Source organism: Hungatella hathewayi WAL-18680 (genome assembly GCF_000235505.1).
GTDB lineage: Bacteria > Bacillota > Clostridia > Lachnospirales > Lachnospiraceae > Hungatella_A > Hungatella_A hathewayi_A.
Genome location: NZ_JH379027.1, coordinates 116,969 through 137,016, shown reverse-complemented (window position 1 = coordinate 137,016; position 20,048 = coordinate 116,969). Strand labels below are relative to the sequence as shown.

The 20,048-nt window shown below is 48.0% G+C and carries 18 protein-coding genes and 1 tRNA gene; 16 read left to right on the top strand and 3 right to left on the bottom strand.

What is annotated here, in order from left to right:
• Window positions 1–10: 10 nt before the first annotated feature.
• Window positions 11–487, bottom strand: coding sequence for a hypothetical protein (locus HMPREF9473_RS00700; RefSeq protein ID WP_006773349.1), 477 nt, complete (start codon window positions 485–487; stop codon window positions 11–13).
• Window positions 488–577: 90 nt separating this feature from the next.
• Here HMPREF9473_RS00700 and HMPREF9473_RS00695 point away from each other — a divergent pair, with 90 nt between their 5' ends.
• Window positions 578–775 (top strand): ribbon-helix-helix protein, CopG family, encoded by a 198-nt coding sequence (locus HMPREF9473_RS00695; RefSeq protein WP_006773348.1) that lies wholly within the window; start codon window positions 578–580, stop codon window positions 773–775.
• A 56-nt stretch (window positions 776–831) separates the two neighbouring features.
• Here HMPREF9473_RS00695 and HMPREF9473_RS00690 read toward each other — a convergent pair whose 3' ends face one another.
• Complete coding sequence (locus HMPREF9473_RS00690; protein ID WP_006778125.1) at window positions 832–1,533, bottom strand: helix-turn-helix domain-containing protein; 702 nt, start codon at window positions 1,531–1,533, stop codon at window positions 832–834.
• Between the two features lie 243 nt (window positions 1,534–1,776).
• On the opposite strand from HMPREF9473_RS00690, the gene HMPREF9473_RS00685 reads away from it, so the two are divergent.
• Both HMPREF9473_RS00685 and HMPREF9473_RS00680 read left to right on the top strand, forming a co-directional pair.
• Entirely contained in the window at window positions 1,777–1,989 is a 213-nt protein-coding gene (locus HMPREF9473_RS00685; protein WP_006778124.1) for a helix-turn-helix domain-containing protein, read from the top strand.
• Window positions 1,990–1,997: 8 nt separating this feature from the next.
• The gene (locus tag HMPREF9473_RS00680; RefSeq protein ID WP_006773345.1) at window positions 1,998–3,509 is read left to right on the top strand and encodes a tyrosine-type recombinase/integrase; all 1,512 of its coding nucleotides are present in this window, start codon (window positions 1,998–2,000) and stop codon (window positions 3,507–3,509) included.
• Window positions 3,510–3,742: 233 nt separating this feature from the next.
• Here the strand turns inward: HMPREF9473_RS00680 and HMPREF9473_RS00675 are convergent.
• A tRNA-Arg gene (locus tag HMPREF9473_RS00675) sits at window positions 3,743–3,819 on the bottom strand.
• A gap of 299 nt (window positions 3,820–4,118) precedes the next feature.
• Here HMPREF9473_RS00675 and HMPREF9473_RS00670 point away from each other — a divergent pair.
• The 13 genes from HMPREF9473_RS00670 to HMPREF9473_RS00610 all read left to right on the top strand — a co-directional run bounded on the left by HMPREF9473_RS00670 (window position 4,119) and on the right by HMPREF9473_RS00610 (window position 19,893).
• The gene (locus HMPREF9473_RS00670; protein WP_006778123.1) at window positions 4,119–5,273 is read left to right on the top strand and encodes a MarR family transcriptional regulator; all 1,155 of its coding nucleotides are present in this window, start codon (window positions 4,119–4,121) and stop codon (window positions 5,271–5,273) included.
• Window positions 5,274–5,275: 2 nt separating this feature from the next.
• The gene (locus tag HMPREF9473_RS00665; RefSeq protein ID WP_006778122.1) at window positions 5,276–5,827 is read left to right on the top strand and encodes a hypothetical protein; all 552 of its coding nucleotides are present in this window, start codon (window positions 5,276–5,278) and stop codon (window positions 5,825–5,827) included.
• Window positions 5,828–6,067: 240 nt separating this feature from the next.
• A complete protein-coding gene (locus tag HMPREF9473_RS00660; RefSeq protein ID WP_006773341.1) occupies window positions 6,068–6,457 on the top strand; it encodes a hypothetical protein in 390 nt (129 codons plus the stop codon).
• 40 nt (window positions 6,458–6,497) lie between these two features.
• Window positions 6,498–7,208 (top strand): hypothetical protein, encoded by a 711-nt coding sequence (locus HMPREF9473_RS00655; protein ID WP_006773340.1) that lies wholly within the window; start codon window positions 6,498–6,500, stop codon window positions 7,206–7,208.
• A gap of 15 nt (window positions 7,209–7,223) precedes the next feature.
• A complete protein-coding gene (locus HMPREF9473_RS00650; RefSeq protein WP_006773339.1) occupies window positions 7,224–8,300 on the top strand; it encodes a hypothetical protein in 1,077 nt (358 codons plus the stop codon).
• Between the two features lies 1 nt (window position 8,301).
• Entirely contained in the window at window positions 8,302–9,678 is a 1,377-nt protein-coding gene (locus tag HMPREF9473_RS00645) for a C39 family peptidase (RefSeq protein WP_006773338.1), read from the top strand.
• 31 nt (window positions 9,679–9,709) lie between these two features.
• Entirely contained in the window at window positions 9,710–12,811 is a 3,102-nt protein-coding gene (locus HMPREF9473_RS00640) for a VirB4 family type IV secretion system protein (protein ID WP_006773337.1), read from the top strand.
• 278 nt (window positions 12,812–13,089) lie between these two features.
• Window positions 13,090–13,854, top strand: a complete 765-nt coding sequence (locus HMPREF9473_RS28455; protein ID WP_347509088.1) for an SPL family radical SAM protein — start codon at window positions 13,090–13,092, stop codon at window positions 13,852–13,854.
• Between the two features lie 161 nt (window positions 13,855–14,015).
• Window positions 14,016–14,561: a DUF5697 family protein gene (locus tag HMPREF9473_RS00630; protein ID WP_006773334.1), complete on the top strand. Its 546-nt coding sequence runs from the start codon at window positions 14,016–14,018 to the stop codon at window positions 14,559–14,561.
• Window positions 14,562–15,224 (top strand): DUF6100 family protein, encoded by a 663-nt coding sequence (locus HMPREF9473_RS00625; RefSeq protein WP_006773333.1) that lies wholly within the window; start codon window positions 14,562–14,564, stop codon window positions 15,222–15,224.
• Between the two features lie 328 nt (window positions 15,225–15,552).
• Entirely contained in the window at window positions 15,553–16,488 is a 936-nt protein-coding gene (locus HMPREF9473_RS00620; RefSeq protein WP_006773331.1) for a hypothetical protein, read from the top strand.
• Window positions 16,489–16,511: 23 nt separating this feature from the next.
• Window positions 16,512–18,413, top strand: a complete 1,902-nt coding sequence (locus HMPREF9473_RS00615; protein ID WP_006773330.1) for a VirD4-like conjugal transfer protein, CD1115 family — start codon at window positions 16,512–16,514, stop codon at window positions 18,411–18,413.
• A gap of 22 nt (window positions 18,414–18,435) precedes the next feature.
• Window positions 18,436–19,893 carry a S1 RNA-binding domain-containing protein gene (locus HMPREF9473_RS00610; RefSeq protein ID WP_006773329.1) on the top strand — a complete coding sequence of 486 codons (1,458 nt, stop codon included), beginning with the start codon at window positions 18,436–18,438 and terminating at the stop codon, window positions 19,891–19,893.
• The last annotated feature ends 155 nt before the right edge of the window (window positions 19,894–20,048 follow it).

Below are 20,048 nucleotides of genomic sequence, written 5' to 3'. Positions count from 1 at the left end.
TAATCTTAAATCAAAAATCTTCCCCTGTAATAAAACGCAGAATCAGATTATTGATTACTTTATTCTCTTTAATGCTTTCTTCGACTTGTTCAAGCCACAGTTCTTCGTTTTCTTTATCAAACGCTTCCAGTTCGGCACGCTGTTCCGGCGATAAGCCCTTGTATCGTTGCTCAAAATATTCTGCACGTTCTTCCGGGGTTTCCTCCGGGTCTGTGAATCCTGTGATATCTGTAGGGAATGTATCCGGCACCAACTTTCCCTGTCTTGTCAGCCAAGCTAAGGCATCAATAAATCCCATCATGTATGTAAGACGTTCTTTTGACGTTAGGTAGAAGTTCTCCGTCTTTAGGTACTTTGTACGGGGAGACTGTCCAAACGCCTTGAAAAGCCCCTTATCGCTTTCTAAGAGTATTCTAAGGCCGTCATGGTACTGCTCATAGTTATCAAGCACCATACTTTTCAGCGTATATAATTCGTCCGAGTTCATTTCAATCCCTCCAATATAATTTATAACATAAATTATAACATATAAATCACATCTATGGAAACATAAAATCTAACATAGAGGTGATTTAGCATGAAAGAGGAAAAATTGATAATTCATCCGAAACGTCCCAAGGGGGATGACGGTTATAAGACCTTTTCTGTTCGTATCAGAGAGGACGTTGTGCAGCGCATTGATGAAATATCGGCTCAGACAGGGCGCAGCCGAAATGAACTGATTGGTATACTGTTGGAGTTTTCGTTAGACCGCTGCTCCATCGAACCCAAATAACAAAAAATCACAGGCAGCTCCTTTGCGTAGTGCAATAGGAATCGCCTGTGATTTTCTTATTTTCCGTATCGTTTGATATCCACCTGTGACAGCGTGTGGACGGTGGCTTTAAGCGTTCTCAAATGCTCCCGAGCTGTTTTATAGTCCTTATGAGCAATGCAATCCTCAATCAGTTCTACATTGTCATTCACAATCATATCAAACTGCTCTAACGAGGATTTCAACCCCAGAATGCGTTCAAAGTCTGTATAACGGGATTCCACTTTTTCTGCCGGAGGTTCGTTTTCTTCGCACTGTAAAGGGAATGTGTCCGTCCATTCTTGCAGTTCGGCTTGTGTGATATCCCCGTTCTCCCATTTGCGCCTTTCGTTGTACCATGCTTGTAACGCTTGAAGAATTGTCTCATCCTTTGTCTGGATAGCGTATTTAGGCTCTTGCGGAAGTTCGATTGGCACAAGGTCATATTTCTCGGACAGTTCAAACAAAATGTGTATGGCATCGTTATAGCTGTCGATCTGGCGGTCAATGAGTGTTTCTACTGGCACACCGAGCCTTTGGGCAATCAGTTCTAATTTATCTCGGGACGCTTGTCTATATCCAATTTCATAATTCCTTATAGCGGCTTCATTTACCCCTAAAGCGTTTGCCAATTCAACAACAGTTGTATCTTTCTGCGAACGGATTCTTCGAATTTTTGTTCCTGTTCCCAGATACCTTCCAGACTTTTTATCGCTTCGAAATTTATCCCACAAACCCATTTGTTTTCCTCCCAACTGTGTTGCCCCAACAATACACTTCAGATAATACCATCGTTTGAGCCGGAAATCAAGATTAACCATTCGCATTCGAATGAAAAACGCTATTAACGTAACTATTTTGCTTCAACCGTATTGACAACGGCACTACTCAGGAGTAATATAAGAATATAACACAATATAACATTAACGTTATACTGTGTTGCAAAGCCGCATTAACCAGTAATAACAAAGGAGATGAATACTATGGCAGGAGTAACCCAGTCTATCATGGAGTGTCGCAACTACTCTGTGCAGGACATTATGAACATCTATGGTGTCGGAGAGGAAAGTGTCCGCAACTTTATCAAAAAGCATCAGAAAAACAATGATTTTCGTGTATTCATGGTGGGGAAATATCTTCGTATCGACAAGAACAGTTTTGAAGATTGGTATAACAATCATCCGAACGAGTTCTAACGGATGTTATGGGCAGAAAACCTAAGAAGAAAGACATAGCTGAGTATTTGTGGCATAGCGAACCCACCAAGATTAACGCTACCAATGACAACTGGCGCATCCGCTATGGGTATCTTGATTCCGAAGGCAAGGAACACCAGACCACCGAGACTGTGAACAACGAACGTGCGAAGAATCAGTTCTTATCCTATCTTCTGCTCCGAGAAAAGGAGCATAAGGCTGCCAAGGGCACAACAGTAGCTTCAAAAGTTGATAAAACGGAGATAGAAACCGTTGAACAACTCTTGTACGCCTATGCCGAACATACTAAGTATTTACATACCATCGGAGACAGATATGGATGGGACGAGGGCACTTACAGAGCGAATATCGGTAAGATTCGTAATTACATTGTTCCCGTGTTTGGTTCATTCCCTATATGGAAAATAACCCGTGTCGATATGAGACAGGGCTTCAAGGATATGCTTCAATTACCGCAAGCCAACGGGAATCATAAGGCAAATGGGGCAAGGGTATCACAGCGTACTGTTTATGATTGCAAGAAAATCATCAGCCGAGCATTTAAGTACGCTACGGATGATTTGGAGCTTATCACAGAAAACCCCATGTTGGGTGTGACTGTAAAGCAGCCGAAGTCAAGCAGGCGTGAGGTGTGGACAGAAGAACAGTTTAATTTTGCGTATGATAACTGTTCCGATCCACAGCTCAAGCTTCTAATCAGCCTTATGGTGGCATTGAGCAGCCGTATTGGAGAATGTCTTGCCTTAACATGGTCTGATGTATACGATAACGAGGACAAGCATGAACCGTCCTATATTCGTAACTACAAGGAGTTGACTTACCGCACTGAGAAATTTATTAAAGAAACAAATGGTCGGGGGATTCTCAAAGTATTCGACCAAGTTCGTAGCACTCGACCGGATGCAAAAAGACGTGCGGTCTTTCATGTTACCAAGACGGAAAAGGAAATCGAAGCAAAGACGGACAGAATCTATATAGCGCCGGAAGTCATTTTCATGCTCCGTGATTACAGGCTTGTTCAGAATCAGCATAAGCAGCTTGCAGGAGACAGCTACATTGATGATGATTTGATATTTGCTCACGAGGATGGTACGCATATCAGTTCACAATACGCCGATGATATGTTCCGTTCACTCTATGAGCCTTTAGGACTTCCAAAAGTAGACCTGTATAGCCTAAGGCATTTCTCAATCACAAAAAAACTTGATTATAACAAGCATGACTATGTGAGCTTGGCTAAGGATACCGCCCATCGTCAGTTGAGCACGATACAGGACTATTACGAAACGCCGGAGGACAGCGTAAGAATTGATACAGCGAAAGCGATTGGAAAGTTTCTTAGTCGCTCCGGCAAATCGGATTCTGAATCCAAAGCGACAATCTCTCTGGCAGATGAAGATTTTGCAAAAAAGCTTGAGGAAGTGGCTTCTGATTCAGCCGGAAAACAGATGCTTGAGTTTGCTATCGCCATGTACGAGAAGAACAATTCGGGCAATTAAAGGTCATCCGACACCAACCGTATTTAACGCCGTTAATCACCTAAATATTTAGCTACTGTACAAAACCACTGAATTTACTGTATAATATAAGCGATACGAAACACCCGAACCATGATTCCCTTGCAGCAATAAAAGAGAAAAACCTCTCCAAGCGAAGCTTGATTATTTTTTCTTTTACTGCTCAATAAAAAAGCCGAAAACCCTTGAAAACAAAGGCTTTCGGCGTTATTATCTGGCGCGCCAAAAGGGATTCGAACCCCCGGCCTTCCCCTTAGGAGGGGGACGCTCTATCCAGCTGAGCTATTGGCGCGTATATCAAATGAAATTGTAAATAGTGAGGATTGAACAACCGCTTAGGAGTTGAAAAGTCCATTTCCACAGGGAAATCGCACAGTCCCTGTTGTCTCTCCTGTTCCAATAAAATCAAAGGTTTTGAACTTCTATTTTCTTCCAGAGCGCTCCTTGTTCCACCACGCTGCTGATGATATTTGCTGGTCGTATTAGCAAAATATTAGCAGTTTTACAATATAGTTGAAAAGGATAGGTTCGAGGTTCACCTGAGTCTTATCCCATATTACCGCAAATTATACTTTTTAACAAGGAGAATCTATGTCAGAATATCAACTTCAAATCAAGCAGATCGTGGACTATCCGCGCTGCCGGATATACCGCCAATTTGTCCGTACACTTATGGATGACCGAAGCTTTCGCGCAAGTGAAGGCTCCGGTCTTTTTCATTATGTGGTACTCTGTAATTTTGCCAATTTCCGTACCTCGTACCGCCACATAGATGGGATCAGCTATACCATCTACCCTGGCGAGTGGATTTGTACCACAAAAGAGCTGGCAGCATGGTTCCGCACCCGCTTCCAATACCAGGCCGTCAATATCCTGGAAAAGCTCCAAAGCCTCCACCTGATATCCTTCCTGCAGCTTAACCGTGGTAAGGTAATCAAATATAAAATCCGGGACTGGAAAAAGCATAATACTGTCCTGGATTATAATTGCCCCTGCCAAAAGGACACCGGCTTCTTTTTTATGCCTGTCTCCACGGCCATGGAGCTTTTAAGTACCAGCCGCTGCTCTGAAATGGACATTGCGCTGGACTTATGGATTTCTACGGTCTACAACGATGAGCAGGTGGACGGCTCTGATGTCGGTCCGGTAGTCTATATTAGAAACGGCACCGGAAACCCTCTTGTAACTTACACGGAATTGTCCGCCCGGTGGGGGATCTCTAAAGCTACTGTTGGACGGGTCTTAAAAAGACTTTCCGATCTGGAATACCTCACTCTGCTGACCTTCCCTGGCCGCCATGGCAATGTGATTTATCTTCAAAGCTACTTATCCACCATGTTTCAGATATCAGACGTCATGATAGATAAAGAGGAGGTTGCCATGATACTGAATATTAAGCTGGAGCTGCCCGATGAAGCAGAATCCGGGGATAATCAGCCTGTGCCGGAATATAATGTCTGCGTCTCAAATGAGCTTTCCAGCGTTTCAAAAGCGCACATTGAAATCATACTCCGGCAGATGGCGAAAGTCCTGTCTGCACAAGGGATTCCGTGCTTTGAATGTCCCAAATCCCAATATAAGTTATATCCTTTATCAAACGCCTGCATGGAAGAGTCTCTAATCCGCGCACGAGGAATTTCTGAATCCCGCATTGGTCTGGCTGTCCTCTGCGGTGATGGTAAACAGGTCTGTACCTTTGAACTTACGCTCTCTCCCTGTGCGGAGATGGAACCCAGGAGGAAATGAGAATGAAAAAAAAGAATGAACTGAATCATGCTGATAACCCGCTGTACCACAATACCTGGACACTTCTGAAAAAATACCGTGATGTCGTATGGAGCCTGGAACTGTCTGTGCAGCAAGTCCGCAACACATTTGAAATTGAATACGGAAACGCCGTTGAAGAATTTTTGGATTCCATTTACTTAGCCGGGGCGGATTTGACCGGCAGCGCAATCGAACACCATGCCCAATGCATTGAACAGAGCCACAAAATGCTCAAGCTGCTGGATACGGCCATTGATCTTCTCCGCACAAAGCACAAAAATGGAGAATCTTTTTACTGGCTGCTGTACTACTCCTTTTTATCCCCCCAGCAGCTTCGCAATGTGGACGAAATTATCGAAAAGCTGCGCCCACATATCCGTGATATCAGCTTCCGAACCTATTACCGGCGCCGAAGGGAAGCTATCGACGCACTGAGTTCAGTCCTGTGGGGCTATACCGCCAAAGACAGTATGGCGATTCTGGAACAATTTTTCCCGGATCAGCTCCATGGCAAAAAATTGGCACAGGATTGAGAGAACATTGGCACAGTTCTGCCCTTTCGCCGTAAATCCCGATGTGTTAAAATGAATATGCTCAAACTTGCACCTAAAATTAAATCGGGCTGAATCCACACCTTTTCCGAAAGGTGTTTTTTCATGCCCAAATGGCTGTACCGCCAGGAAAATGCCGCGTTGGGATAACCTTTACTCAATGTGGCATTTCCATTTTACAGGTATTCAAAATCAAATTAGGAGGTCAGTAAATTGAAAAAAATGACTGTATCCCAAACAGCAAAACCGCCCGAGCCGATGGGAAAGCGCAGGTATCGTTTCCCTGTCCGGAAAGCGGCATACTGCGCTTATCTGGCCGTATGCTTATCCGTCATGTATTCCCAACCCGCTTATGCGGCTGATGTGTGGACAAAAGCCAAGGAAATCATGCAGGATGTGTACAACCAGATTGTGCTTATCTCTACCGTGGCGGCTATTGTAACAGCCTCGGTTGCTTTGTTGATGATGAACTTTTCCCGCAGCGGCAAAACCGTGGACGAAAGCAGGGCGTGGCTTAAACGTATCTGTTTAAGCTGGGCCATCATAAACGGGTTGGGTTTTATTATGGCTTACATTACCCCATTTTTCGCAGATGGAAAGTGGACCGGCTGATTCCGGTGCCGGGTGAATTTTAGAAGGGAGTGATTCTATTATGGGGATTTTAGACGGCATTGTGGAATGGATTGCAGAACAGGTAATGAATGGCCTCGACCTGGTGACTACATCAGTCTTAGGTGCGCTTGGCTGCGATATGACCGTGTTCCTGCGCTATTTTCCCGCCGCCGAAACCATGTATCACGTATTTGTGGCCTTATCCATCGGATTAATACTGCTCAATCTGGTCTGGCAGCTCTTTAAAAACTTTGGACTTGGCACAGGAGTCGAAGCAGAAGATCCGGTAAAGCTCACCATCCGGTCCGTTCTTTTTATCCTGTTAGCATACTTTTCGGATAATATTGTCAATACGGTGCTAGAAATCGGGGGAACCCCTTATGGCTGGATTTTGGATTCCGAACTTCCGGCTCTGAGCTTTGCTGATTTTAACTCCGTAATGCTGATTATCATCGGCGTCTGCGCCAATGGCGCGGTTGCTCTCATAACCCTGGTTCTGGTGCTGATTCTGGCGTGGAATTATTTAAAGCTGCTTTTTGAGGCTGCGGAGCGCTATATCCTGCTGGGAGTGCTTGTTTATACTGCACCTGTGGCCTTTTCCATGGGAGCCGCCCAGGCTACATCAAACATTTTTAAGTCATGGTGCCGTATGTTGGGCGGACAGGTGTTTCTTTTGATTATGAACGCCTGGTGCCTGCGGCTCTTTACAAGTATGGTTGGCGCATTTATAGCCAATCCACTCTCTGTATAAGGAGGTTTATTTACAGTGAAAAAAGAGTATGCCCGAAAGGGCTTTTTATGGTTCATAACGAGCGGGAAGGCGAGCAATTTCAATGACGCGGCCATGTGCCCGGCTGTCTGTAAGTTTCTGGTGGGCGTCCTGGCGGTAGCGCTGCTGGTCTGTTTATCCTGCCAACCGGCTTTTGCCGCTATTAGCGAAAGTGATGTACAGGCCCAGGTGGATTCGGCCGGGAAGGAAGCCGTGGCTGGAAATGTGCTGATCTGGTTTTTGTGTGCGGTCAGCTTCCTGAAAATATCCCAGAAGATAGATTCGTTTATGGCAAGTCTGGGCGTCAACGTGGGACATACCGGGGGAAGTATGCTGGCGGAAGCCATGATTGCCACAAAGGGACTGTCCACAGTCCGCAATGCCTCCAGCCGTCATTTCGGGGGCGGACGCAGCAGCTCCACTCATACTAATTCCGTCAGAGGCTCCAAGTCAGGAGCTGCAGGCGCTATGGGCGGGTTCATGAGCGGTGGGCTTGCTGGTGTTGTCAGCCGGTCCATACAGAATGGAGCCGCCAGGGCGGCTACTGGTTCCTCCGAGACCGGAACGCCTGGCGGGATCGGTGGCGTTGGAAAAGATTCAGGCGGAATTGGCGGTCAAATATTCGCTTCTTCTGTCAGTAAAGGCGGGAACTTCGCCAACAGCGTAATCAGCTCCATTGCAACTGGAAGTATCGCAGCTTCCGGCTCCATGACAGGAGAAAAGGCAGCCCAGGCCCTTCAATCTTATATGGGCTATGCCGCTTTGGGGGAAGGCGCAGAGCATATCCCTTCTTTCTCCGATGTGGAGATTGGCGGCGGCCGTATTACCGGAACCGAAGTTTCAGAGGAATACCCGGAGGGCGCTGCCTTTGGCATGTATCATACCGCCCAGTACACTGCTCCATCAGGGAGCTATACCACTATCCAGACAGCGGACGGGGCTTCCTGGTATAAACAGTACGCCGCCGATGCTGTCGAGAAATCACCATACATGGCGTCGGACGGCTCTATCGCATACAACGAATCTATTGTAAAGAAGCTCCCGCCGCCCCCGCAGAGAAAGGACAGGATATAGAATGGCTGAAGAACAAAAAAATGGATTATCAGAAGCCGTAGAGACAGGAGCTCCAGCAGCGCAGGCGATACACGGGGCAATTAAAACAGGAAAAGCCGTATCAGCCGCCGCAAAAGGAGCCGCTGTCGGCGGGCCATACGGAGCCGCTGTCGGCGCTGTCCTGGCCGGACGCAGGCATATCGGTAAGATTGTTGCGGCTATCGCTGTCTTGGTTATGCTTCCGGTTCTGTTTGTGTTAATGCTCCCTGGTCTGCTGTTTGGCGGCTTGACAGGCTCCGGCTCTTCCGGAACCGATGGACTTCCCGTCCTGAATGATGAACAGGCGGTCATTGAGAATGCAAATGACATAACCTTTTCCATCAATCAGATTCTAAGTGAGGGGCTGGACGATGTGATGGCACGCATAGATGCGGATTTTGCTGCTTCGGACGGTGATGAGATGGAGGTACATAATCCTTACGCCTCCGCCCCGGTTTACAACGCGAATTTATTCATATCACAATATTGTGCGGCACGGAATTCAGATTTTAGAACCATATCTCTATCCGATATGGAGGCTGTGCTGCGTAGAAATAAAAGCTACTTTTATTCTTTTACCCGGAAAGAGGAGTTTCGGGACAGGGAGGAGACCGATCCTGATACCAACGAAAAAAGCACGGTCACTGAAAAATGGATGGTCTATACCATTTCCTACAACGGGGAAGCTCATTTTGCGGACAATGTTTTTCAGCTGACTGATGAACAGAAGGAGCTGGCCGCTGATTATGCTTCCAATTTGAGCCTTTTTCTGGGGGATGGTATGCTGCAAAACCTGTCAGCATGGAACGGAAACAGTATTCCTTCTCTGGGGGATATCCGGTTTGCGGACGGTGGCACCCCGGTTGTCTATTTTAACCAGATGGACGAGCGATACGCAGGTAAACCTTATGGGACGGACCATGTTGGAAGTTATGGTTGTGGCCCCAGCGCTATGGCGATTGTGGTTTCTTCTCTCACCGATGAAATTGTTGACCCTGCAAAAATGGCGGATTGGGCCTATAAAAACGGTTTTTGGTGCAAAGGCAGCGGCTCCTACCACGCGCTCGTTCCGGGAGCAGCTAAAGCCTGGGGGCTTCCTGTTTCCGGCTGCAGCGCTTCGGAACCCCAGCGAATTATTGACGCCCTGTCGGAAGGAAAGCTGGTGGTGGCGATTATGGCTAAGGGACATTTTACCTCGTCAGGACATTTTATTGTTCTGCGGGGAGTTCAGGACGGTAAAATTATGGTAGCTGACTCAGGCAGCTATAAACGGAGTAATCAGCTCTGGGATTTATCAATTATTTTAAATGAAGCCAGCCGCCGGGCTGCTGCCGGTGGCCCCTTCTGGATTATCGGATAAATGCCTGACGGCTGAAGAAATGAGGTTATCAATGAACAATCAGAATGACCACGATACTTATATTATACCGCCGAATTTCGTGGAAACCGGTACTTTTTTCGGCGGTATGTTTAAAGCGCGCAACGTGATTGAAGCCGGCATCCTGGCATTTGCCATCGGATTGCCGGTTTTCCTGTTCCTCCCTTTCGGTCTGACTGCCAGAATCATTGTGCTTTGTTTAACCGCGCTGCCGCTGGCGCTCCTTGCCCTTATTGGCATATCTGGAGAAAGCCTGTCCTCTTTTTTAATGATATTTCTTAAATTTTTAAAGAACCGGCGGGTTGTGGGGAAAGAGACTTCCAATGATACTGTCTCTCCCAAATCGGAAAAGCAAAAATTGGAAAAGCAAAAGCGGGTAAGGGCCGCTAAATCCATGAAAGATCATAGGACTGCAAAGGCCCAAAAATCCGCAAAAGGAAGCATGGAGAAAAAGCGCCGCACCCTGGCTGATTCTGATTTTCCGGCAGAATTTGATGAAATACGAGAATATAAGATAAAGCAAAAGCTGCGGCCCTGCAAAGGGGTTAAGCGGAAAAGGACCGTAAAGTCAAAGCCTGATAAACAGAAACATCATGGCAAACAAAGGCCTCACTTAAAGAAAGCTGCCCGCACCCAGGAACCAGCATTTTCCTGCTTGAATCCTGTGGCTGACTATTTTCCAATCACCAAGATTGAAAACGGCATTATTTATACCAAGGATCACCGCTATATCAAGGTGGTTGAAGTTGTGCCTATCAACTTTATGCTGAGAAGCGCCAGGGAACAACGGAGTATTATCTATTCCTTCATCTCCTACTTAAAAATCAGTCCGGTTAAGCTGCAGTTTAAGGTTCTGACCCGCCGGGCGGACATTTCCCGCCATATGGACGCGGTGCGGTGCGAGATGGCGACGGAAACCAATGAACAGTGCCGGCTGATGCAGGAGGATTACCTGAAATTTGTACAGCAGGTTGGCTCCCGTGAAGCTGTTACACGCCGCTTTTTTCTTATCTTTGAGTATGAGCCCTGGTCTAATACCAAGCGCTCCGAGGAGGAGGGGGAAGCCATCGGGTGTTTACAAAGCGCGGTCCGCACAGCTTCCAATTACCTGCGGCAATGCGGGAACGAGGTTATCATACCTGACAGTGAGGACGAGTTTACCGTGGATATCCTCTATAACCTGCTGTGCCGCAATGAGAGCGCCGTTAAGCCGCTTTCTGAGCGGGTGCAGGAGGTAATTGCAAAGTACATGGAAAATGGGCGGGAAAGCGATGTTGACCGCATTCCTGCTAATGAATTTTTCGCGCCGTCCAGCATAGACTTCACCCGCAGCCGCTCTGTCTGTATTGATGGTCTTTATTACTCCTACCTGCTGATTCCCTCTGACGGCTTTAAACCGCAGGTTCCTGCGGGATGGCTTAGCCTCATTGTGAACGCCGGTGACGGAATTGACTTAGATATGTTTCTTACCCGTCAGCCCAAAGAGAGGATTGTCCAGAAGGTGGGACAGCAGCTTCGTATTAACCGCTCCAAGCTAAAGGACGCCAGCGATACCAACACGGATTTTGACAGTATCGACGGCGCGATCCGCAGCGGTTACTTTTTAAAAGAGGGGTTATCCGGCAATGAGGACTTTTATTTCCTGAATCTGCTGATTACCATTACCGCCCACAGTGAAGATGATCTGGAATGGAAGGTCAGTGAAATGAAGAAGCTGCTGCTCTCCCAGGATATGCGCGTCAATACATGCCACTTCAGGGAGGAGCAGGCGTTTCTTACCTCTCTGCCATTAGCGGCTATGGAGAAAAAGCTGTATGAACAGAGTAAACGCAACCTTCTGACAGAGGGCGCCGCAAGCTGCTACCCCTTTACCAGCTATGAAATGTGTGATGATAATGGCATTTTGCTGGGGGTAAATAAATATAACAGTTCTCTTATTATTGCGGATATTTTTAACAGCGCAGTATATAAAAATGCCAATATAGCGATTCTTGGCACCAGCGGGGCAGGCAAAACCTTTACCATGCAGCTCATGGCTTTGAGAATGAGACGGAAGGGGATTCAGGTCTTTATTCTGGCTCCTCTTAAAGCCCATGAGTTTCACCGGGCCTGCGCCAATGTAGGCGGGGAGTTTATCCAGATTTCTCCGGCCAGCCCCCACTGTATCAATATCATGGAGATCCGGCGGATCGACCACACAGTTAATGACTTACTGGATGGTCCAAGTATCCACCTGTCGGAGCTGGCTGCCAAAATCCAGCGGCTGCATATTTTTTTCAGCCTGTTGATTCCCGATATGACCCACGAGGAACGGCAGCTCTTAGACGATGCGCTGATACGCACCTACAACGCCAGAGGCATTACCCATGATAATGCTTCTCTGGAGGATCCAAAACGGCCGGGTAACTATCGGGAAATGCCAATTCTGGGGGAATTATATGAGCTTCTTAAACAGTCCCAGGATACAAGGCGCCTGGCAAACATCATCAACCGCCTTGTAAATGGCTCTGCCCGCAGCTTTAACCAGCCCACCAACGTATCCTTAGACAACAAGTATACGGTATTAGACATTTCTTCCCTTACAGGGGACATGCTGGCGGTGGGAATGTTCGTGGCGCTTGATTTCGTATGGGACAGGGCCAAGGAAAACAGGACGGAGGAGAAGGCTATTTTCATTGACGAGTGTTGGCAGCTTCTTTCCGGCGCCGGCGCTACGGGTACGCGGCTGGCCGGTGATTTTATACTGGAAATATTTAAAACCATACGCGGTTATGGCGGTTCTGCGGTCTGTGCCAGCCAGGACTTAAACGACTTTTTTAATCTGGACGAAGGACGGTTCGGAAAGGGCATTATCAACAACTCTAAGACTAAAATCATTCTGAACCTGGAGGACGATGAGGCCATGCGCGTACAGGAATCTTTGCACCTGTCAGACGCCGAAACCATGGAGGTAACGCACTTTGAACGGGGACACGGATTAATCAGCACCAATAACAATAATATTATGGTGGAATTTAAGGCCAGTCATCTGGAAAAGGAACTGATTACAACGGACAGGCGGGAGTTGAAGGAGCTTGTTGACCGCAAGAGGAAGGAAAACCTTATATTACAGTAGCTTCATAGGCGTTCCGGCATCGGGACGCCTATACATTCATTCTCATCCTATATGACTGCCGCGGAGTGGTGTAAAGAACATATCTGGCTGCTTTACCAGATGAAAGCAGGGCGGTACTGCTCTCCGCTATGAAAAGTGAGGTGATGCCGGTTACTGATTGCCGCAGCCCGTAAACCAACTATTATTTAACACACAAGGAGGTAGATACAAGCGAGTTTAAAAGTTTTTATAAGAGTGTCCAGGGAAATGAAGGAGATAAATGCAGATACAATACAAGACTGGATACCTATGGGTGCGGGTGTCAGCACAACTGCAGCTACTGCTACGCCCGCTCTCTGCTTCATTTCCGCGGCTTCTGGAACGCGGACCAGCCAAAGGCTGCCGATGTACGGAAGATAGCCCGAAAAGTGAATCAGTTATCTCCGGGAACGATTATCCGCCTGGGGGGAATGACTGACTGCTTCCAGCCCTGCGAACGGGAACAACGGGTAACCTACCATACCATACTTGAAATGAACCGGCGCAGGATAGGCTATCTCATCGTCACAAAGTCCGCTTTAATTGCAGAGCCGGAATATATGGAGATTCTGGACAGATCACTGGCTCATATCCAGATTACTGTCACCTGTTTAGATAATAAAAAGGCATTTACCTATGAAAAGGCCAGCCCGCCGTCACAGCGGATACTGGCGATTCAAAAATTGCAGGAATCTGGCTTCGATGTCTCCATACGCCTGAGTCCTGTGATTGAGGAATTTATGGATTTTGATATGCTTAATTCTCTTGGTATTGAAAGGTGTGTCATTGAGTTTTTAAGAATCAACACATGGATCAGACAATGGTTCAAAGAGGTGGATTTTACAAAGTACAGCCTTCAGCACGGAGGCTACCGCCACCTGCCCTTAGATGTAAAGCTTAAAATCCTTGATAAAATCCATATACCAGAAAAAACCATATGTGAGGACGTCACGGAGCATTACGAATACTGGCGGCAGCATGTAAACCCAAACCGAGAGGATTGCTGTAATCTGCGAATCCTGTAAAGAACCGTTTGCGGTGGCGAATACGCTTCGTATACTTCTGTTAAGCGTATTCTCTGCCGTACCCGTACTGTCGTTTACGTCCGCAATACGCTGTAATTACGCGCTATATACGCATTTTCTGATGATTACGTGTTTTTTACGTTCTGATTACGCATAAGGAGGTGATTCAAATAAAGACCAGAGCCGAGCTTTACGGACAGGAGGCCACAGAACTGCTGCGGCTGATTGCTATGTATCCCGGTTTGTCGGAGACGCAGCTCTGCCGCTTTTATCCTGACAAAGCAGATAAGGTTAAGAACCTGCTGGCTCACTTACAGAGACAGGCCCGTATCGTACCGACTAATGTTGGCAGATACTTTCCGGCTGGAACTACCGATTTTACGATTGACAGCGGACTGAATCGGGCGGTCTGGGTTTTGCTGGATTTTATTGACCGTGTGGAATACCACTCGTCCGGCGAGTTTCCGGTTAAGATCACCTTCTTCCTTTCCGGTGAAATTTATGAAATTATCTATGCCGCGGCAGGTCAGGAGGTTCTGATCAGCCACATTCTGCGCCAGCATGGAATACATGACGGGCGCCGGATTGTGCTGGTAGACAGCCATGAGCAGCTTCATCAGCTGGATTTTCCCGGTATTACCGGATTCTGTACCGCGGAGCTGTCCGGAGAGGTTCAATACTATAAAAAAACGAATGGAGGAATGTGATTGGAGAGAAAACATCTTTCCCAACAAATCGGGCAGATACTCGATGACCTGGCCCGTCTGTCAAATACCCTCTACGCTATGGGAACTGCTGATATCCAGCGGTATCCTGATAACTATGAGGTGCTGTCTACGGACGCCGCGCTGCGGGCAGAAAAAATCGCCTGTGAGCTGCGTCATTTAATTTTTTCCACCGGCGGGATAAAAAAGCCTGAATATCATGGTCTGGCCTGTGAGGTCCATGGAGTTGAGATCCTTTATGAAGATGAAATCCTGGAGGTGACGCTGCCCAGCCTGCTTCCAAAGCGCCGGAACCGCAAGAGCGTGGAATTTCTGCTTGACCCGCTTCACTTTTATTTGAGCCAATATGCCGGACAGAATACGCTGCCAAAATACAGGGAGTGCGTAGTCTGTTTTTCCCATACCTACAGCATGGAGCTTCCCGCCCGGCGTGTCCACGATTACGACAATATGGAGCTGAAGCAGATTTTAGATGTTCTGGCCTCCTATATCATGGTTGATGATACGGGACTCCTCTGTGATGCCTACAATACAACGGAATTTGGCGAAAAGGACTGCACGCGTATCTTTGTCATTCCCAAAAACCGTTTTCCGGCATGGCTGGCTAAGCGGGAAAAGGGGCTGAAAAATATATCCGATTTTTAGGTATCTGCCCTGTTTTTTTAGGGATAGTACCTTAACACCGGATTTTTCGACAGTTCCGTTACTTTTTGCAAAGCAGCCCGGCTGAATTTTACCGAAGTCTTTTCAGCCTCGGTAGTCTTTTCCACAAAGGAGGTGGTTTTATGGGGTAATTATCCACACTCTACCCAGACGCGATACACAACTGTATCAGCTTCTTGAACTGATAGCGCTGTCCGGCGACTTTCCGGCTGACCTGCTTTCCAGACTTCCTGGCGGCAGTACCTATAAGGAGTCTGTTGTCAAGACGTTGAAAAGAGAAGGGCTGATACGCACGTTTTACCGGGATCATTTGAGGACATACCGGTTAACCGCCCAGGCGAAAGCGCAGCTGATGGCAGAACAGCCCGGCCGGTTCTCTTTTTATCTGGAGGGGAATTCGGATACAAACCTTCTAAAGGGGGAATTTACAAGGCGGCTGCGCCTCTATCAGATTGCAGTTGTCTATGTAAACATGAAACTGGCGGGCGTCCATATTTTCCGGGATATAAAACCAGAGGTATTCTCACCGTCCGGCTCCCCGGTATCCCATATTGGGGAACCGGCCTTTTACAGCTCGCGGGAGGTCAAGGATCTGGGAATGGAGGCCGCAAAAATCAGGGGCTCCCGTATGGCCGGCGTGCTCCTGTCCCCCTCTGGTATATTCTCCGTCTACAACAATGGTGACTCCCTTACCCGATGGGAAAACCGTTCCGAGCTTCGTGTTAAGGCGCTGCTGCAGATGGAGCTGTGCCAGCGCCGTCTCCACAGCCAGTATCAGATGGACGATGTAAAAGCGCTGCTGTTTGGAGACAGCATGGAGCTGGCTTATGAAATACTCGTTGCCGGCAGGGAGAAAAAACAAAATTATTTTATTCTTGATGGCAACTATGAACATTTTTATTATCTGACAAACAATCCACATGGGGAGACGCTTTTAAGGCTTCTCTGCAATCCGGCTATGACCGCTGAGCTTGACCGGATACTGGGGCAGGGCTTTGGAGAACGGATACCTGACTGGCATATTGAAAATGACGCCATTGACCGGAGTGGGGAACCGGTGCTGTTCGGATATTTTTTTGACCTGCCCCGGATTGCCCGGTTTAACGCGGCCCTCAGCCTGCAGGGGAAAGGCGGAACGCTGGTTTGCTTTGACTTCCAGTGTGATGTGCTGCGCCGGTACTGCATTCCCGCAATGCGCTTCCAGACCATTGATTTTACTAAATTTAACAGGAGGTTCTTTCCATAGGAAAATATAAATTAATCAAAACTATGATTGCCGCGCCATTGGCAGTCCTTTCCATTTTATATGCAGGGGGCTATCTGGCGCAGTTTATCGGAAATTATGCAGTATGGCAGCAAGGCGGCGGCGTTCCTGGAGACGGTACATCTCCGGTTATGCCAACGCCTGATTTTTTTACCTGCCTGACCCTGGTGTTCCGTCCGCCCTATGGAGTGTATGGCGTCTTAATCTGCATTGGCCTGTTCGCCATTTTGCTGGTTATGGTCATGCGTCTTGGGTACAGCGAGGACGGCGAGTACGATAAGGACCGGAATTTTACATACTCCACCAAGGGGACGTATGGAACCTCCGGCTGGATGAACCGTGAGGAAATGGACGGGGTCCTGGAGCTGGTGTCGGATCTGCGCGGGCACCCCGGCACCATTCTCGGTATGCTGAACAATAAGGCGGTCTGTGTGCCCAAGGAAACCAGACTCAACCGCAATCTGGCCGTGTATGGCGCCAGCGGCTCCATGAAAACCCGATCCTTTTGCATGAACCGCATCTTACAGAGCGTTGCCTGCGGGGAATCCCTGATTATCTGCGATCCAAAGTCAGAGCTTTATGAAAAGTCCAGCGAATATCTGCGGGATAAAGGGTATATTGTCCGAGTGTTCAATCTTGTTTCCGCTGAAAATTCCGATTCCTGGAACTGCCTTTGCGAGATTGACGGTCAGGAGCTGATGGCGCAGCTTTTTGTAGACGTTATTATAAAAAACACCACAACCAACGGAAAAGGCGACCACTTTTGGGATTCTGCGGAAATGAATTTATTAAAGGCTCTGGTTTTATATGTGGACCGAAGCTATGCTCCTGAAAATAAGAATATCGGGCAGGTTTACCAGCTATTGACGCTGAATGCGGAATCCGATCTCAACAATTTATTTGATACTCTGCCTTCCACACACCCGGCAAAAGCGCCGTTCAGCCTGTTTAAGCAGGCTTCCGATTCTGTGAGGAGCGGCGTTATCATTGGGCTGGGAAGCCGTCTGCAGGTGTTCCAGTCCGAAATCATCAAGAAAATTACTGCCCGCGATGAAATTGACCTGGAGCTTCCGGGTCAAAAACCATGCGCTTACTTCTGCATTACCAGCGATCAGGACAGCACCTTTGATTTTCTCTCTTCGCTGTTTCTGTCCTTTGTGTTTATCAAGCTGGTACGGTTTGCGGATAAAAACTGTGAGGGCGGCAGGCTTCCGGTTCCGGTACATGTTTTAGGAGAGGAGCTGTGCGCCTGCGGCGTCATTCCGGATTTAAGCAGAAAAATCTCGGTAATTCGATCCAGAAATATATCAATGAGCTGCGTATTTCAAAACCTGGCGGGGCTTCAGAACCGCTACCCATTGAATCAGTGGCAGGAAATCCTGGGAAATTGCGATATCCAGTATTTTCTGGGCTGTACGGACGAGCTGACCGCGGAATTTATCAGTTCCCGCACAGGGCTTGCCAGCGTTGCGGTATCCAGCAAGTCAAAGCAGCTGGGAACATGGCGTATTTCCAACTATACGCCTGAATACCGGGAGACAAGCGGCGTGGGCAAACGTCCGGTCCTGACTCCGGACGAAGTGCTGCGCCTGCCGATTGACCAGGCGCTTGTAATTATCCGGGGAAAGAAGGCGTTGAAAGTCAATAAATTCGACTACTCGAAGCACCCGGAGTATCCAAAGCTCCAATCCTGCAAGGCTTCTGCCCATATTCCGGAATGGCGCAGATTAGAACAGGAGGCACAGGATATGGCAAAAGCCAAACCAAAGACGCCTAAAAAGGCGGCGGCACGAAAGCCAAAAGAAACCAGGGCACAGACCGCCGCCAAAGAAGCCGCGCCGGCTGAGCCAGAAGTGACTTTTACGGCTGATATCATTACATCGGATAAAGATTCTATTTTATCTTAATACATTTTATAAGGAGGTTTTTATGGCTGCTAAGAAAAAGGAATTATTAGAACAGGAACCCGCAGTTATCGGTACAGAAAATTCCGAAGCTGCTGACAGCGGGGCAATTTTGCTGGAGGAAATGGCTGATTGCACGGACGCTCCTGCTGCAGCAGGGGAAGTTGAGCCTGAATTGGACGAGCTTCTGTCGGACATGGGACCGGACTTAACCGGTAATGCGATTCCCGGATCGTCTGATGATGAATTATCTTGTGAAACTGCTGACTGGGAGGACAGCGAAGTTGAAGTCACTGGAATCAATGATGGAGCTTCCGATCCCCCTCCCTCTGCCAGTCCTAAGAGAGCGGCAAGGAAAAAAAGCGACACCAGAAGTACGAAAGCTGTAGAACAGTCTGACGCTATGGAAGGATCGGTAACATCGTCTTTTATCACAGAGGCCAATGGAGGCGAGACGGAAGCTCTGACTGCGGAAATGACGGAATTCACAGAAGATTTGGCTGAAGGCAGAGAGCCGGCCTCTGCCTCTTCTCCTCCTGCCTCCCGGCGTGCTTCCCGCGGCCGTCCTGCGGCAGAGGCCCCGGTACTGACGATTGAAGCACGCAGCGAGGTTGAGACGGCCGAGGAACGGGAAGATGTTATCTGGCATGAAATCCATAATGCGTACCGAACACGCCGGATTCTCATGGGGCAGCTATGCGGGATTGAACAGACGGATTCCGGAAAAACCATTGCCATTGCGGATTATAAAGGCTTCCGTATTGTAATCCCCCTGAAGGAAATGATGATTCAGGTGGGGCGCAGTCCTTCGGGCCAGGCTTATGCGGATTTGATGCTGCGGCAGAACAAGATTCTGAACAATATGCTGGGCGCTCATATAGATTTTGTGGTAAAGGGAATTGACTCCAAAACCCGCAGCGTGGTCGCAAGCAGACAGGAAGCCATGCTGAAAAAACGGCAGATTTTCTATCTGGATAGTGATTCTGCGGGCATGTACCGTATCTATGAAGGGCGCGTTGTCCAGGCCCGTATTATAGCTGTGGCTGAAAAGGTTATCCGTGTGGAGATTTTCGGCGTAGAATGTTCCATTATGGCCCGGGATCTGGCCTGGGACTGGGTCGGGGACGCCCATGAGCGGTTTTCTGTGGGTGACGAGGTTCTGGTGCGTGTTCTTGGGGTGAGACGGGACAGCCTGGAGGAAATCAGTGTAAAGGCTGATATCAAGAGTGTAACACAGAATAATAACAGCGAGAATTTGAAAAAATGCCGGATTCAAAGCAAGTATGCGGGTAAGGTTACGGACGTTCACAAAGGTGTCGTTTATGTCCGGCTCTCCAACGGGGTAAATGCGGTGGCCCATTCCTGCTATGACCAGCGTATGCCTGGAAAAAAGGACGATGTGAGCTTTGCAGTGACGAGAATTGACGAGGAGCGCGGCGTGGCGGTTGGAATTATCACCCGCATTATCCGCCAGAATCTTTGATCTGTACCAATGGCAGAATATTGGCACAGATCTGCACAATATTGGCACGGTTCTGCTATTTTACCGTAAAGCCGTATCTGATATAATGTGTACAGTTAAAACTTTGCAAAACAGCCGCCTGGTGTCACGGACGGCTGTTTTGCTGTAAAGGCGGT